Here is a 14028-nt window from a genome sequence, read left to right on the forward strand (position 1 = left end):
GATAAACCATGCTATTTTTGACTAATTGATATCAGCATTCCCCAATCATCGTCACTCGCTACACCGAATGAAGGAGGTGGCGAAGCCGCATTCGGGCCCACGCGGAACGGTGCAGTTCGGATCGATATTGCGGTCCTGGGCCACGCGCGATGTGTTGCGGTCTCACAACATCGGGGACGGAAGTGGAAGCTCGGCCACAGAGCAGGGATTGTGATCCGCGTCCGGATGGGCAGTTTTGGCGGCGAGGGCGGCTCCTGAGGCGTGAGGCTGCGATGATGTCACGGGCGATGCACGATCGTCCCGGCGGGCCGGCTCCCGCCATCTTAGCCCCGGTCCGACCGACCGGCGACGTGGACCGCATGGCCGCTGTCCTGGCTCCCGGCCTGCGCGCCGCGTTCGACGGCTGCCTGGCCGAGGCGCTGCCGGCGAACCTCGCCGATCTTCTGGGACGGCTCGACCATCCCGGAGGCGCGCACAAGCCGGGTTCATCCTTGCCGGGTTCATCCCCGCAGGACCGCGACGCGGCCGCGCGCTGCTCCCGCACCCCCGATTCCTTCAAGCGTTCGTAGAGTTCCCATGAGCGACATCGCCGCCGAAACCAACCGCATCGTCGCCTTCCCGCAGCCCGTGGCCGCGGCCCCCGTCGACGAGAACACCGCCTCGATGATCGAGGTGCTGCAGGAACAGCTGCGCCTCGCCCGCGAGGGCAAGCTGCGCTCCGTCGCGGTGGTGTCGGTCTCCTCCGATGGCGGGGCGATCGGCACGCAATGGTCCTGCACCCATGGCGACATCACCAGCCTGATCGGCAAGCTGACCGTGCTGACCCACGACATGATGGCCGCCCGCAAGTGACCCGTCACCTGTAAGTGATCATCGCCCGCAAGGGAGGGAGGCCGGGTCGGGGCAGCCCGCCGGACACGGTCTTCGGGACGGCCCAAGCCCGTTCCCGCCGCATGATGGTCGACGGCCGCGCCCGCGTCAGCCGCGGCTGAGCCTCCGGGCATTGGCCCGGACCTTGCGGCGGTAATCCCGCACCACCCGCTCGGCCGTGCCGCCGGTGGCGAGCGTCATCGCGGCTTCCGCCGCGGCCTCCAGCTTCTCCGTCACCATGCGCTGCGCCTCGGCCTGGGCCGCTGCGCCGCCGAGCGAGAGCTTGGCCAGCCGCAGGGCGACGACCGTCTGGGCCTCGAGCCCGAGGCGAACGGTGTCGAAGCCGAGGCGCAGCCAGGAATCGTACATCGCGAGACGTCTCCGAGAGCGGATCGTTGAGAACGGGATCGGCCGCCCGGCGGACGAACGCCGCAACGGCCGAGGTGTTTCAGGCAAAAGCTCAGGAAAGCGTCAGGGGATCGCACCCTGCGGCAGCATGAGGCCGCCGGGCGTCCGCGAGGGCGCGCTGTCCGGTGCCGCGGCTTTCTCGCGCTTCGGCCTCGCAGCCCGCCTGGGCGCCGCCTTCGGCGCGTCGGCGGCCGGACCGGTACCGTCCGCCGGGGCCCCGTCCGCCTTCGAGTCCGCTGTCGACTCGGCCTTGGATGCCTCGGATTTGGACGCCGCCTTCGGACCACCCTTGCGGGCGGTGGGGACCGGCTTCGGCGCCTTCGGCTCCGCCACCTTCGGGGCGTCGCCACAGGCTTGGAAGGTGAGCTCGGCCAGGACCTGGCCGCCGTCATCGGCGAGGATGCGCAGGGTCTGCGGCAGGGAATCCGGGCTGCCGGCCCACTGGATCGTCGCGCCGTTCTGCGCCTCCAGGGCGGCCGGCGAGGGCCCGCGGCGCAGGCCCGACAGGTCGGGTCCGTAGGCGGTCGCGAGCTTGTTGCGGATTACCACCTGCAGCACCTGCACGGTCTCGGGCGAGAGCGGCCGCAGCGGGTTGCTCCAGGTCATGGTGCCCTGCCGGGTGACGAACAGGCGAAACCCCTTCCCACCGGAAAACTCGGCCGCCTGCGGCGCCGGGCAGGCGGGCGCCGTCTCCCCGGGGGCCGCGCGGGCCGGACCGGCCAAGGGAACAGCCGAGAGGGCGGCCAGAAGGACGGCCTGCACCGCGGCACGCTTCACCGGGATTCTCCGTCGCGCTTGGAGGAATCGAACTTGGAAGAGGCGCTCCTGAAAGGATCGCTCCTCGAAGGATCACTCTTGGAAAGATCGCTCTTGGAAAGATCGCTCTTAGAAAGATCGCTCTTGGAAGGGTCGACTGTGCGGTCGCCGGGCTCGCGCAGCAGGCCGGGCTCCGCCGGGTCGTGATCGATGGTCATGCCGCCCCGGGTGCGGAATCTCTCCGCGTCGGGCGCCTCCAGGCGCTCGGGGGCGACGGGCAGCGCCGCCGGATGGCGCGCCGCCTCGTCGAGCATGCCGGCGAGATCCTGGTCGAAATCGCGAAACAACTCGTCGCCCCGATCCTCCAGTTCCTGCTCGTGCGGGAGCCGCAGGGGCGGATTGCGGGCGCGGCCCTGCGCGAAGACGAGCACCAGGCCGGCGAATACCAGGGCTGCCACGGCAGCCAGAATCACGATCATGTCCATCGTGACGCCAGCCTTAGAGCATTTCCGGCGACCTGTCCGGCCACACAGCGCCGGCCGCGCATGCGATCACGGCGTTCGCCCGGGCTCGGTCTGCCCTGGTGTCAGGACGGCAGGTAGCCCGCCTTGCGCAGGCCCGCCTCGATGGCGACGAGCAGGGCGCCCTCCGCCGGCAGCGCCTCCGGGCCCTCCTCGGCCTCGGCGTCGTGGATCGTCCGCACCGGGGCGCGCTCCCCGATCAGCCCGACGGGCAGGGTGGTTTCGACGAGGGTGGTGGCCGCGTTCAGGGCGGCTCCGGTCGACATCATGGCGCGTTGCTCCGCGAGCCGGCATCTTCGGGCCGGTCAGTATGAAGCGCTAACGAAATCTTAACCATTGTGCGGCGGCGCCGGGCGCGATTCTGGCCCGGGCTGTGTCTTCGCGGCAGCAGACCGGCGCATCAGGGCTCGCCATCGGGGAGCGCCCACGCCGAGCCGGTGCCGCGACCATGATCTCCGCTTCTGCATCAGAAACCTGTGCCGTTGCGGAACCCTGGGCGGACGAAACGTTGGCGCGCCGGCGCGAGTCTGCATATTGCGTGGCGTTGTGCGCCGCGGAACGCTCCTTGCGTCACGGCTCCCCAGGCGCGAGCCCGCGCGCCGCTCGATCCGGACGGTGATCCGGCCACAGGACGAAGCGACCCGATGGACAGGCTCCAAGGTTCCGACACGGACGGCTCCGGCAACCAAGGCTTTTTCAATCGAGGCTCCGGCACCCGTTCCGCCGAGACGCTCGAAGCGGACCTGCTCGGGCTGGTCGAGGAGGCGCGCCGCCAGGCGAGCCAGGACCCGTTCCGCAATCCCGTCCTGACCGTGGCTTTGGCGATCAGCCGCCTGTTCGACCGGGACGAGATCGACGAGGACGACCTCGCGGGCCTGTTCGTGCGCCTGCGCGCCCAGGCGCTGGAGGCCCGGGCGGCGCGGCTGCGGGCCTATCTGGGGCTCGGGTCCGAGCCGGATTCCTCCGCGGCGATCGAGGCCGTGGCGGCCGCCGCCCTCGGCGACCCGGAGATGAGCTTCGAGACCGCCCGCACCCGGGTCGAGCGCACGCGGTTTGCCGCCGTCTTCACCGCCCACCCGACCTTCGGGATGCCGAAGGCGGTGGCCCGCCTCCTGGCCGAGGCCGCATCGGAGCCCGATCCGGCGGCGCGTCAGGCCCCGGTCGCGGCGGCCGCCGCGCTCTCGGCCCGGGCCGACCCGGTGATCACCCTCAACGACGAGTTCGACCAGGCCCGGCACGCGGTCCAGCACGGCCGCGCCGCCCTCGACGGGCTGAACGAGGCCCTCCTGCGGGCCGCCCGCGTGCGCTGGCCCGAAAGCTGGAGCGAGCTCATCCCGAAGCCTGTCGTCATCGCCTCCTGGGTCGGCTGCGACACCGACGGGCGCACCGATATCGGCTGGTGGGACACCCTGCGCTACCGGCTCGAGTCGAAGCGCACCCAGCTCGACCGGGTGCTGGCGCAGCTTCCCGCCGATCCGGCCGCGGACCCCGCGCGGCGCCTCGCCGAGGAGGCCAGGGCGGCGGTCCTGCGCCAGCTCGCGGTGGCGCCGAAGCTCGGCGACCAGCCCGGGCTCGAGGCAGTGCACCGCTTCGCGCTCGCCCTCATCATCGAGCGCGACCGGGCCCAGACCGAGGCCGGCCCCCTCCTCGCCCTCCTGGACCGGGCGATCACCGACGCCGCCGACGACGACGCGCGGCTCACGCTCTGCACCTTACGGGCGGGCGTCGCCGCGCACGGGCTCCAGAACGGTTTGCCGCATTTCCGGCTCAACGCCAGCCAGGTCCACAACGCGGTGCGCCGGGCGCTCGACCAGGACGGCGACCCGACCGACCCGGCCCAGCGCCGCTCCCACCTCGCCTCGATCAATGCGCTCCTCGACACGGTGGCGGCGGTGCCGGTGGATTTCGGGGCGCTCGCCGCCGAGCGGGCCTCCGCCGCCCGGCTGATGATGACGATCGCCCAGATCCTCAAGCACGTCGACGGCACCCACCCGGTCCGCTTCCTGATCGCCGAGACCGAGACCGGCTACACCCTGCTCGCCGCGCTCTGGCTCGCCCAGCATTTCGGCATCGGCGACAGGGTCGAGATCACGCCTTTGTTCGAGACGGCCTCCGCGCTCGAACAGGGCGTGCACGTGATCGAGGACGCGCTGCGCTCAGCCTCCTGGCGCGCCTATCTCAAGCGCATCGGGCGCCTCGTGGTGCAGTTCGGCTACTCGGATTCGGGGCGCTATGTCGGCCAGCTCGCCGCCACCTTCTGGATCGAGCGGCTGCGCTTCCGCATCACCGAATTGATGGCGGCGCACGACCTCGCCGACATCGAGCTCGTGATCTTCGACACCCACGGCGAGTCGATCGGCCGGGGCGCCCACCCGACGAGCCTCGCCGACCGCCTGGCCTATCTCGCCCCCGACCACGCGCGGCGGCGCAACCGCGAGGCCGGTCTCCGCACCAGCCTCGAATCGAGCTTCCAGGGCAGCGACGGCTACCTGCTGTTCGGCACCAGGACCCTCGCCGAGGCCACGGTCGCGCGCATCGGCGAGCACGTCTACAGCCGGCTCCAGCCCGCGCCCGACCCGATCTACGCCGAGGCCGACTTCGCCACCGAATTCTTCACCGGCGTGCGCCAGGACATGGAGACCCTGGTCGACGATCCGGGCTACGCGGCGCTCCTCGGCACCTTCGGGCCGAACCTGCTCGACCGCACCGGCTCGCGCCCGGTGGCGCGGCAATCCGACGGCGGCGGGCCCGTCGCCATCACCCATCCGCGCCAGATGCGGGCGATCCCCAACAACGCGATCCTGCAGCAGCTCGGCTTCCTGGCCAATTCCCTGCACGGGGTCGGGCGGGCGGCGGGCCGGGCCCCGGACCTGTTCGTCGAGATGCGCGAGCGCTCCGAGCGCTTCGCCCGCGCCTTCCGGCTGGTGCAGGAGGCGACGGCCGTCGGCGACCTCGACGTGCTGCGCGCCTATATCGACACCCTCGACCCCTCGGTCTGGCTGGAGCGGGCGCGCCGCGCCACCCGGGACGGGCGGCGGGAGGAGATCGTCGCGGTCGCCGCCGCCCTCGACCGGCTCAACCTCGCGCCGCATCTGCGCCGCCTGTTCGGGCGGCTGACCCGCGACCACCTGATGCTGCACATGGTGGCCCCCGACCTGCCCGGGATGACGCCGCGGCTCGCGCTCCTCCACGCGCTCCGCCTCGCCTTGATCCACCGGATCTGGTTCCTGGCGGTGCACATCCCGGGCTTCCGGCCGCAGAACGGCATCACCCGGGAGGCCCTGATCGAGCGCATCCTGCGCCTCGACGTCGAGAGCTGCCTGAAGCTCCTCGACGACATCTTCCCGGTGACGCCGGACCCGACGCTCGGCCTCAATTTCGGCGAGCCGGCAGGACCGCGCGGCGTCGGCACCTACGAGGCCGAGCACCGCACCCTGTTCGCCCCGATCCGCCGCCTGTTCGGCCTCGTGCGCGAGATCAGCGGCATGATCCAGCACGAGGTGGGGGCGTTCGGGTGAGGGCGGGGGGATCGGGCAAGCCCCCGTCCTCCGAGGGGCCTCCGGTGCGAGGGACCTCCCGTAGAAGAAGCGGCGCGGGTTCCTCCCCTCCCCGCCCGCGGGGAGGAACCCGCTCCCGTCACATCCTGAACAACTCACGACCTTTCGCCAGAAATCCTGTCGATCGACCCAGGTCACCTGCGACTGCCCGCATCTCATGACGTAACATCCGGCAAAGGAAGCCGGGAGCCGCGCCCTCATGAGCCCGACCGACGACAGGCTCCGTTGCCTCGACGACCGGCTCGGCGAGGCGGCCCTCGATCCGTCGCGCTGGGGCGCCGTGCTGACGGAGGTCTCGAACCTGGTCGGGGGCGACGGCGCGATGCTGCTGCAGAGCCATCGCCGCACGCCCGGCATCCCGTGCACCCCCGACGTCGATGCGCTGGTCGCCGGGTATTTCGGGCAGGGCTGGCACGTGAAGGATCTGCGGACCCGGGCCGTGCCGCGGGTGATGCGGGGCGAGGTCGTCACCGATCACGACATCCTCACGCATGAGGAGATGGCCCGCGCCCCGTTCTACAACGACCTGCTGCGGCCGCACGGCTACCACTGGTTCGCTGTCGCGGGCTTCCGGGCCGGGCCGGAGCATTGGGCGGTGTCGGTGCAGCGCAGGACGCGTCGCGGCCCGTTCGAGGCGGCGCAGGTGCAGCCCCTCGCCGGCCTGATGGGGCGGCTCGGGCAGGCCGCCGCCCTGTCGGAAGCTCTCGGCCGCGCAGCCCTCGACGGCACCTTGCGCGGGCTCGATCAGGTCGCCCAGGCAGCGCTCGCCCTCGATGGGGCGGGCCGGGTGATCGGGGCCAACCCGCGGGCGGAAGCCCTGTTCGACGCCGCGTTCCGGGTCGCCGACGGGGCCCTGCGGATCGCCGATCCCCGGGCGCGGGACGAGGTGGCGGCCCTGGTCGAGGCGCTGGCACCGGGCCGCCCGCCGCTCGCCAGCCCGATCCTGGTGCGCCGGCGCGACCGCCGCCCCCTCGTCCTGCGCATCCTGCCCCTGGCCGAACCCGTCCGCTCGCCGTTTCTCGGCGCCCGCGCGCTCCTGCTCGCCAGCGATCTCGAGGCCGAGCGGCGGCCCGATCCGGCCCTGCTGACGCAGGTCTTCGGACTCACCACGGCGGAAGCGCGGCTCGCTGCCCTCCTGGCCGGCGGCGCCGCCCTGGACGAGGCCGCCACGGCGCTCGGCATCGCGGTCGAGACCGCCCGCAGCCAGATCAAGGCGGTGTTCGCCAAGACCGGCACCAGCCGGCAAGGCGCCCTGGTGGCCCTCCTCGGCGCGCCGGGCCTGCGGTAACGGGGACCCGGGCCGGAACCCACTAAGGCTTGGCCCAGATCCCGAGCTTGCCCGCGCGGGCATGGCGCTCGGCCTCGACGAGGTCCGGCGTCGCCTCGGCGGTGGCGCGGCCGCCGCCGTTGTAGAGCACCACCTCGGAGAGGTCGTGCCCGTCGACGGTGCAGATCCAGGCGGTCTTCGCGGGGCTCGGCTGGCAGTTCACCGGGCGGCCTCCGAGATAGCCCGACAGGTCGCTCGCCTGCGCGCCCTTGGCCGACTCGACGCCGTAGAGGCGCAGGGTCCGGCCGCCGAGGCGCAGGGTCGCGGTGTCGAGCACCTCCGCGACGCCGGCGACCGGGCCGGCCGACTCCGGCACAAGGGCGCCGGTCTCGACCGGCTCGCGCTTCGTCTCGGACGCCTTCGACTCCGCCGTCGCGGGCGCGGACTTCGCCTCGGCGGATTTCTTGTCGGCCGGCTTCGCCTCCGCGGGTTTGGCCTCGGCCAGCTTGCCCTGACCGGCCCCGTGAGCGGGCGCCTGCGCGACCGCGGCCTCGCGCGCGGGCTCCTTGCCGCCGTGGAGCAGGGCGTAACCGACGCCCAGCACGGCGAGCCCGCCGAGGACCGCATAGGCCGGGCGGAGGGAGGACCCTCGGCCGGGCAGCGGCTTCGGCCGGGCAAGGCCGGGCTTCAGCCCCTCGCCGGGCGGAACCGGCGGACCTGCGACCGGCGCGGCGGCCGGGGCCTCCGGCTTCCGCTCAGGCCGGCGCAGGCGCGCGGCGAGCCCGGTCACGGCGTCCCGCAGGCGCGAGCTGGGGTCGGGACGGGCGGGCGGCTCGGGAGCGGCGGGCTTCACCACGATCCAGTCCCGCGGGGCGTCGGCTGCGGCCGGGGCGGCGGGCGGCTGGAACATGGTGGGGTGCTGGCGGCGCAGCTCGTCGACGAGGTCGCTCAAGGTCAGGGGCACCGCCTCGCCGCCGACGGTGCGGGTGCGCGGGCGCCCGTCCCGGTCGACGATCTGGTAGCCCGGCGGCGCGTCGAGCCGGCGGGTCGCGGATTCCATCAGGAGTTCGAGGGTGCGACGGGCCACCGCGACGGGGCGCTGCCGGTCGATCTCGGCCCGGATCAGCGCCTGCAACTGCTCACGCGAGGTCATGTCCGCATCGTGTCCCATCGCCCCTGGCCGCGGGGTCTGCCCGAGCCGCCCGCCGCCTCGGCGGGCACTCCTTAACGCCTCATCTAGGTCCTGTCCGGCGCCCTGTCACAGGGCTGCCGTCCTTCAGCGGCTCGCCACCGCGTCGCGGTGCACGACCCGGCTGTTCTCGGCGATGATCACCGGGCGCCCGCCGGCCAGGCTCACCGCGAGCTCCAGGTCGACGGTGCCCTGCGAGCGCGCGCCGCGATCGGGGCTGAAGGCCGAGAAATCGACCGTGGCCCGCACCTGGCAGACGGCGAGCCCGGCATTGCACGCCGTGCGCAAGGAATCCGGCCGCGGCCGGTAGCGGCGCTCGGGCCAGCGCTGCACGAAGCGGCGCTTCTCCGACATCAGGCTGGCGACGCTCATCGGCCGGCCGTGAAAGACGACCTGGCTGCCGTAGAAGCCCGGCGCCGCCGCGAGGGCCGCCCCGTTGGATCCCGAGATCGACGCCAGGTAGTCGCGGGCGAGACGCTGCGACGCCACCGCCCAGTCGCGCATCTGCCCGTCCGAGACGGCGACCGGGGCGGGGGCTGGAATCTGGACCTGGAGCGGGCGCTCGCTCCGGGCGAGCCGTTCGGCCCGGGCGAGCCGGGCGGCGCGGCGGGCGGCCGTCGCCGCGTGAAGCCCGCTGCGGGCGGGCCGGCGCGTCTCCTCGGCGACACGGCGCGGGGCGTGGGCCTTCGGCGTCTCGGCCCGGGCGGCCGGGGCGAAGCGGGGCGCGGCCGCCGCGGGGGCAGGCGCCGGAGCGGGGCTTGTGGCAGCCGGGCTCGGCGCGGCCCGGTTGGGCGGATCGACCCAACCCTGCGCCATGGCGGCGGGGGGCAGGAGGGCGGTCAGGCCGAGGCCGATGAGGGCGGCCGACGGGAGGGGAAGGCTGGGCCGGAGGGAACGGAGCATGGGGGCGGCACCCGGGGGGAGGAGCACGATCGCGCAGGTGGATCAGGCATGCGACTGTAACGGAGTGAACGTTCGTCGCCGCGGTTACGGTTCCATTGCGGGTCCGGCGCCCTCCCCGCTACCCACGCTCCCCACACCCTCGGACGATGTCCGGGCGCGCCGACGGAGCGGTACCAGCGCAGGGGACCGGCTCTCGCGTTGGCTCACTCTCGGCGTCGGGGGATCCTTGCCAGAGAGCCCTTGCCAGAGAGCCCTTGCCAGAGAGCCCTTGCCAGAGAGCCCTTGCCAGAGAGCCCTTGCCAGAGAGCCCTTGCCAAGCGCGGCCGCGACCCCACCTCATGGTCTCCCCGGGTCCGGGCCCCTCTGGCGGTTCGAGGCGTCGACCGCGATGTCGGACCCCTTCGCTGCCTTTGTGCTGACGCGGCACGATCGCACTGGAGGGCCCGCAGCCTTGCGCGTCATCCCGACTTCATTCCCCTTCCTCCATGCCGGAGGCGCCGATGTCCGGCGCTGAGGCGACGCGGCGGGCCCTGCTCGTCGTCAACAAGAAAGCCCGCAACGGCGGGTTCGACCTCGACGCCGTGAGGGGCGTGCTGCGCCGCGGCGGCATCGAGCCGGTCGAGCCGCCGCCGGGCGAGACCGACTGCAAGGCGCTGATCCACGGCCACGCCGCCACCTGCGACATGGTGATCTTGGGTGGCGGCGACGGCACCCTCAACGCCGCCGCCCAGGCGCTGGCCGAGGCGCAGCTGCCGCTCGGCATCCTGCCGCTCGGCACCGCCAACGACCTCGCCCGCAGCCTCGGCCTGCCGGCCGACCCGATCGAGGCGGCGGAGGTGATCGCGAGCGTGCCGGCCCGGCCGATCGATCTCGGCTGCGTCAACGGCCACTACTTCTTCAACGTCGCCAGCATCGGCTTCTCGGCCGATCTCGCCGGCGAGCTGACGGCGGACCTCAAGCGCCGCCTCGGCACGATCGGCTACGGCGTCGCGGCCTTCCGGCTCCTGCGCCGGGCGCGGCCGTTCACGGTCTATATCGAGCATGACGGCGTGGTGGAGACCGTGCGCACCATCCAGGTCTCGGTCGGCAACGGCCGCCATTACGGTGGCGGCATGACGGTGGAGGAGAACGCGACCGTCGACGACGGCCTGCTCAACTTCTACAGCCTCGAGGTCGCCCATTGGTGGCGGCTCCTCGCCCTGCTGCCGGCCCTGCGCCGGGGTACGCAGGGGAAAGCCGCCGACGTGCGCGCCTTCCAGACCACCGAGGTGGTCCTGCGCACCAGGAAGCCGCGCCCGGTCAATACCGACGGTGAGCTGACGACCTACACCCCCGCCCATGTGCGGGTGCTGTCGAAGGCCATCCAGGTCCATGCCCCGACGGCCCCAACCGGCCGTCCCTCGATCTTCCCGTAAGAGGACCGTTTCGCCGTGGAGTCCCTCGTTCAGCTCGCCGCCGACCCGACGGCCTGGGCCGCCCTCGCGACCCTCGTCGTCATGGAGGTTGTGCTCGGCATCGACAACCTGATCTTCATCTCGATCATCACCAACAAGCTGCCGGCCGAGCAGCAGTCGCGGGCCCGGCGCATCGGCATCGGGCTCGCCCTGATCCTGCGCCTCGCCCTGCTCGGCACCATCGCCTACATCGTCCACCTGACCCAGCCGGTCTTCGAGATCTTCGGCAAGGGCCTGTCCTGGCGCGACATGATCCTGATCGCCGGCGGCCTGTTCCTGCTCTGGAAGGCCACCAAGGAGATCCACCACAGCCTCGACCCGGACCCGGAGGAGAGGACCGGCGGGACCGCCTCCCTCGGCTTCACGGCGGCGATCGGCCAGATCCTGCTCCTCGACCTGGTCTTCTCGATCGACAGCATCATCACGGCGGTCGGCATGACCGAGCACGTGCCGATCATGGTGATCGCGGTGCTCGCCGCGGTGACCGTGATGCTGCTCGCCGCCGACCCGCTGTCGCGCTTCATCGCCGCCAATCCGACGGTGGTGATGCTGGCCCTCGGCTTCCTCATCATGATCGGCATGACGCTGATCGCGGAAGGCTTCGGGGCCCACGTGCCGAAGGGCTACGTCTACACCGCCATGGCCTTCTCGGCCGGCGTCGAGGTGCTCAACATCCTCGGGCGGCGCGCACGGCAGGCCAAGCGCAAGGCGGCGTGACGCTCCTCATCCCGACGCTCTGACGGCGGCGCCCGATCGTGATGCGATCGGGCGCTGTTTTCGTTTCGGGGATCCTGGTGTCGCCGGCCTCACGGCAGGGCCGCCGCCGCCTCGCGGGCGCAGGCGGCCGTCTCCGGCGCCGGTCCTGACGGCGCGGCCGCGAGCTCGGCCCGGGCGCGGTCGAGGTCGGCCCGGAAGGCGGGATCGCCGACGAGGGCGGCGAACAGGGCGCTGCCGGCGAGCCGGCCGGCCTCGACGTCGCTCGCCCAATGCACCCCGCAGACGATCCGGCTCTCGCCGTAGATCCGGGCGCGGGCGAGGAGCGAAGCGGCGCGCTCCGGCATCAGGGCGGCGAGGACGAGGCCGAAGGTCCAGCCCTCGGTGGCGTGGCCGGACGGATAGGCGAAGCTCCTGTCCAGGGCCTCGCTGCGGTCGACGCAGAGCGGAGCGTCGTTGCCGACATGCGGCCGGAGCCGGGCGAAGCGGAGTTTCGCATCGCGCACCACCGCCACCACGTCGCGGCGGGCGCGGGCGAGGAGCGCGGCCAGGGCCGGAAGGCGGGCGCGATCGAGCCGCCGTCCGGCGGCGCAGGAGAAGCCGTCGAGGAGGGCGGCGATGCCGGACGGGACGTCAGCCGCGGCGAGGGACCAGCGCGGCGAGCCGGCGAGCGCCCGGGTGGCCGCGTAGGTCGCCGCGTCGGATTCGTGCCCGGCGCTGCCGGGCTTCGGCGGCGCGGGCAGGATCGCGCCGGCGTCGAGGGCGCCCGGCGCCAGGTAGGGCTGGGGCGCCGGCTCGGCCGCGGCGATGCTCGCGGCGAGCGCCAGGCAGAGGGCGAGCGGCGCCCGCACTCGTCTCACGCCTCGGCCGAGAGGATCGCGGCCGCGACCGCCTCGGGGCATTCCTCGTGGGCGGCGAGCGCCCCGGGGATCGCGACGCTTCGGACAAGCCCGCTCTCGGCGAGGGCCGTCATCTCGGCACCGGAGCGGCGCGGCGCGCCCTTCGGGTGGAGCATCGTCACCGGCGGCAGGCCGGGGCCGAACAGGGCGAAGAAGTCCTCGCGGGTCCAGACCGGGTCGAGGCCGCCGGTGACGAAGGCGGCGGTGCCGAAGCGGGCCCGGGGCTGGTGCGTCACCCGCCGCTTCTCGGCCAGCAGCGCCGGGGTGACCCGGGCCGGATCGGCATAGACGTGGGCCTGCATCATCCGGGACACGACCGGCGTGCTGACGTTGAGCCGGTAGAGCAGGTTGCCGAGGAGCGGCGCCTCGACCGCCCGGCGCAATGTCGCGAAGAGCGGCCGGCGCTCCTCGCCCATCGCGGTCGGCAGCGGCCCGCGCCAGGTCGGCGCCACCAGGACCAGCCGGGCGAAGGCGCCGGGATGCCGCGCCGCCGCGGCGACGAGGTAGCCGGCCGCGTGGCCCGCCGCGACCCCGAGCGCGTAGGGCCCGGGCTCCTGTGCCAGGAGGGCGTCCAGGAAGGCGTTGAGCGTGTCGGGGGCGAGCGCCACCCGCGCCCGGGGTTGCGCGCCGAAGCCGGGCCAGTCCGGCACCAGGCAGCGGTGGCGGGCGGACAGCCGCGCCGCCAGGGGCCGCATCTCCTCGCGGGTGGAGATCGAGGACAGGGCCGGCAGCAGCAGGGCCGGCGGTCCCTCGCCGATCCGGTCGGCCGGCAGGCTCAACGAGCGCCCGGCCAGGGTGAGGGAGAGGGTCTGCGTCTCGATTCCCGCCATGACGTCTCCTTGAGACAGGACGTGTCCCTCAGAACGGCTTCACCACCACCAGGATCACGATGGCGATCATCAGGAGCGTCGGCACCTCGTTGAGCACCCGGTAGAATTTGGGGCTGCGGGTGTTGCGGCCGGCGGCGAAGTCCTTGACCATCCGCGACAGCCAGCCGTGGATGCCGCTCATCGCCAGCACCAGGGCGAACTTGGCGTGCATCCAGCCCTGGGTGTAGGCGCCGCTCATCACCACGAGGGCGATGCCGAAGATCCAGGTGGCGATCATGCCCGGCAGCATGATCGCCTTGGCGAGGCGCCGCTCCATCACCTTGAAGGTCTCGCCCTGCGGCGATCCCGCCGGCACGGCGGCGTGATAGACGAACAGCCGCGGCAGGTAGAGCATCGCCGCCATCCAGGCGATGAGCGAGATGATATGGGCGGCCTTGATCCAGAGATACACGGTGGGATCGTCCCTGTCGGAGGATATTCGATGACGCGATAATCTATCTCGGCGATATTCTCGTCCTCTGCGTCATCCCGGGGCTTTGCGCAGCCGAGAACCCGGGATCCATCACCGCTGGCGGGACAGGAGAAGTCGGTCGGCGTTCCGCTTCGTCCTGAAGCGTCGGCGGTTCCGGATCCCGGGTTCCGCTTTCGCGGCACCGGGAT

The 14028-nt window shown here is 72.7% G+C and carries 15 protein-coding genes; 6 read left to right on the top strand and 9 right to left on the bottom strand.

Features of this window, described 5'->3' with window-relative positions; all coding sequences use genetic code 11:
• Nucleotides 1-359: 359 nt before the first annotated feature.
• Together DA075_RS12230 and DA075_RS12235 are read left to right on the top strand one after the other, a co-directional pair.
• Nucleotides 360-569, top strand: a complete 210-nt coding sequence (locus DA075_RS12230) for a hypothetical protein (protein WP_164712166.1) — start codon at nucleotides 360-362, stop codon at nucleotides 567-569.
• Nucleotides 570-576: 7 nt separating this feature from the next.
• A complete protein-coding gene (locus DA075_RS12235; protein WP_099953463.1) occupies nucleotides 577-852 on the top strand; it encodes a hypothetical protein in 276 nt (91 codons plus the stop codon).
• Nucleotides 853-978: 126 nt separating this feature from the next.
• Here DA075_RS12235 and DA075_RS12240 read toward each other — a convergent pair whose 3' ends face one another.
• From DA075_RS12240 to DA075_RS12255, 4 genes are all read right to left on the bottom strand, one after another.
• Nucleotides 979-1239 carry a hypothetical protein gene (locus tag DA075_RS12240; RefSeq protein WP_099953464.1) on the bottom strand — a complete coding sequence of 87 codons (261 nt, stop codon included), beginning with the start codon at nucleotides 1237-1239 and terminating at the stop codon, nucleotides 979-981.
• Nucleotides 1240-1341: 102 nt separating this feature from the next.
• A complete protein-coding gene (locus tag DA075_RS12245; protein WP_174800087.1) occupies nucleotides 1342-2055 on the bottom strand; it encodes a hypothetical protein in 714 nt (237 codons plus the stop codon).
• A complete protein-coding gene (locus DA075_RS12250; RefSeq protein ID WP_099953465.1) occupies nucleotides 2052-2519 on the bottom strand; it encodes a hypothetical protein in 468 nt (155 codons plus the stop codon). The genes DA075_RS12245 and DA075_RS12250 overlap by 4 nt, the downstream gene beginning before the upstream one ends.
• A gap of 101 nt (nucleotides 2520-2620) precedes the next feature.
• Nucleotides 2621-2824: a hypothetical protein gene (locus DA075_RS12255; protein WP_099953466.1), complete on the bottom strand. Its 204-nt coding sequence runs from the start codon at nucleotides 2822-2824 to the stop codon at nucleotides 2621-2623.
• Between the two features lie 375 nt (nucleotides 2825-3199).
• On the opposite strand from DA075_RS12255, the gene DA075_RS12260 reads away from it, so the two are divergent.
• Both DA075_RS12260 and DA075_RS12265 read left to right on the top strand, forming a co-directional pair.
• A complete protein-coding gene (locus DA075_RS12260; RefSeq protein WP_099953467.1) occupies nucleotides 3200-6073 on the top strand; it encodes a phosphoenolpyruvate carboxylase in 2874 nt (957 codons plus the stop codon).
• Between the two features lie 238 nt (nucleotides 6074-6311).
• Nucleotides 6312-7400, top strand: a complete 1089-nt coding sequence (locus DA075_RS12265) for a nitrogen regulation protein NR(II) (protein ID WP_099953468.1) — start codon at nucleotides 6312-6314, stop codon at nucleotides 7398-7400.
• Nucleotides 7401-7422: 22 nt separating this feature from the next.
• On the opposite strand, the gene DA075_RS12270 is transcribed toward DA075_RS12265, so the two are convergent.
• Both DA075_RS12270 and DA075_RS36555 read right to left on the bottom strand, forming a co-directional pair.
• Entirely contained in the window at nucleotides 7423-8532 is a 1110-nt protein-coding gene (locus DA075_RS12270; protein ID WP_099953469.1) for a thermonuclease family protein, read from the bottom strand.
• Between the two features lie 123 nt (nucleotides 8533-8655).
• Nucleotides 8656-9471 (bottom strand): hypothetical protein, encoded by an 816-nt coding sequence (locus tag DA075_RS36555; RefSeq protein WP_099953470.1) that lies wholly within the window; start codon nucleotides 9469-9471, stop codon nucleotides 8656-8658.
• A 500-nt stretch (nucleotides 9472-9971) separates the two neighbouring features.
• On the opposite strand from DA075_RS36555, the gene DA075_RS12280 reads away from it, so the two are divergent.
• Both DA075_RS12280 and DA075_RS12285 read left to right on the top strand, forming a co-directional pair.
• On the top strand, nucleotides 9972-10886 hold the full coding sequence (locus DA075_RS12280) for a lipid kinase (RefSeq protein ID WP_099953471.1): 915 nt from the start codon (nucleotides 9972-9974) through the stop codon (nucleotides 10884-10886).
• 15 nt (nucleotides 10887-10901) lie between these two features.
• Nucleotides 10902-11642, top strand: a complete 741-nt coding sequence (locus DA075_RS12285; protein ID WP_099953472.1) for a TerC family protein — start codon at nucleotides 10902-10904, stop codon at nucleotides 11640-11642.
• Nucleotides 11643-11731: 89 nt separating this feature from the next.
• Here the strand turns inward: DA075_RS12285 and DA075_RS12290 are convergent, their stop codons facing one another.
• Genes DA075_RS12290 through hemJ form a run of 3 tightly spaced genes read right to left on the bottom strand, consistent with a single transcriptional unit; the run spans nucleotide 11732 to nucleotide 13819 of the window.
• Nucleotides 11732-12490: an acid phosphatase gene (locus DA075_RS12290; RefSeq protein ID WP_099953473.1), complete on the bottom strand. Its 759-nt coding sequence runs from the start codon at nucleotides 12488-12490 to the stop codon at nucleotides 11732-11734.
• A 5-nt stretch (nucleotides 12491-12495) separates the two neighbouring features.
• Entirely contained in the window at nucleotides 12496-13359 is an 864-nt protein-coding gene (locus tag DA075_RS12295) for an alpha/beta fold hydrolase (protein WP_099956559.1), read from the bottom strand.
• Nucleotides 13360-13396: 37 nt separating this feature from the next.
• Nucleotides 13397-13819 (bottom strand): protoporphyrinogen oxidase HemJ, encoded by a 423-nt coding sequence (gene hemJ / locus DA075_RS12300; protein ID WP_099953474.1) that lies wholly within the window; start codon nucleotides 13817-13819, stop codon nucleotides 13397-13399.
• Between the last annotated feature and the right edge of the window lie 209 nt (nucleotides 13820-14028).

The sequence above is a fragment of the Methylobacterium currus genome, from assembly GCF_003058325.1.
Lineage (GTDB): Bacteria > Pseudomonadota > Alphaproteobacteria > Rhizobiales > Beijerinckiaceae > Methylobacterium > Methylobacterium currus.

Coding starts and splice junctions, on each gene's coding strand:
- DA075_RS12235 (WP_099953463.1), top strand. CDS start 577: ATGAGCGACATCGCCGCCGAAACCAACCGCATCGTCGCCTTCCCGCAG.
- DA075_RS12250 (WP_099953465.1), bottom strand. CDS start 2,519: ATGGACATGATCGTGATTCTGGCTGCCGTGGCAGCCCTGGTATTCGCC.
- DA075_RS12240 (WP_099953464.1), bottom strand. CDS start 1,239: ATGTACGATTCCTGGCTGCGCCTCGGCTTCGACACCGTTCGCCTCGGG.
- DA075_RS12265 (WP_099953468.1), top strand. CDS start 6,312: ATGAGCCCGACCGACGACAGGCTCCGTTGCCTCGACGACCGGCTCGGC.
- DA075_RS12260 (WP_099953467.1), top strand. CDS start 3,200: ATGGACAGGCTCCAAGGTTCCGACACGGACGGCTCCGGCAACCAAGGC.
- DA075_RS12280 (WP_099953471.1), top strand. CDS start 9,972: ATGTCCGGCGCTGAGGCGACGCGGCGGGCCCTGCTCGTCGTCAACAAG.
- DA075_RS12255 (WP_099953466.1), bottom strand. CDS start 2,824: ATGATGTCGACCGGAGCCGCCCTGAACGCGGCCACCACCCTCGTCGAA.
- DA075_RS36555 (WP_099953470.1), bottom strand. CDS start 9,471: ATGCTCCGTTCCCTCCGGCCCAGCCTTCCCCTCCCGTCGGCCGCCCTC.
- DA075_RS12230 (WP_164712166.1), top strand. CDS start 360: ATGGCCGCTGTCCTGGCTCCCGGCCTGCGCGCCGCGTTCGACGGCTGC.
- DA075_RS12270 (WP_099953469.1), bottom strand. CDS start 8,532: ATGACCTCGCGTGAGCAGTTGCAGGCGCTGATCCGGGCCGAGATCGAC.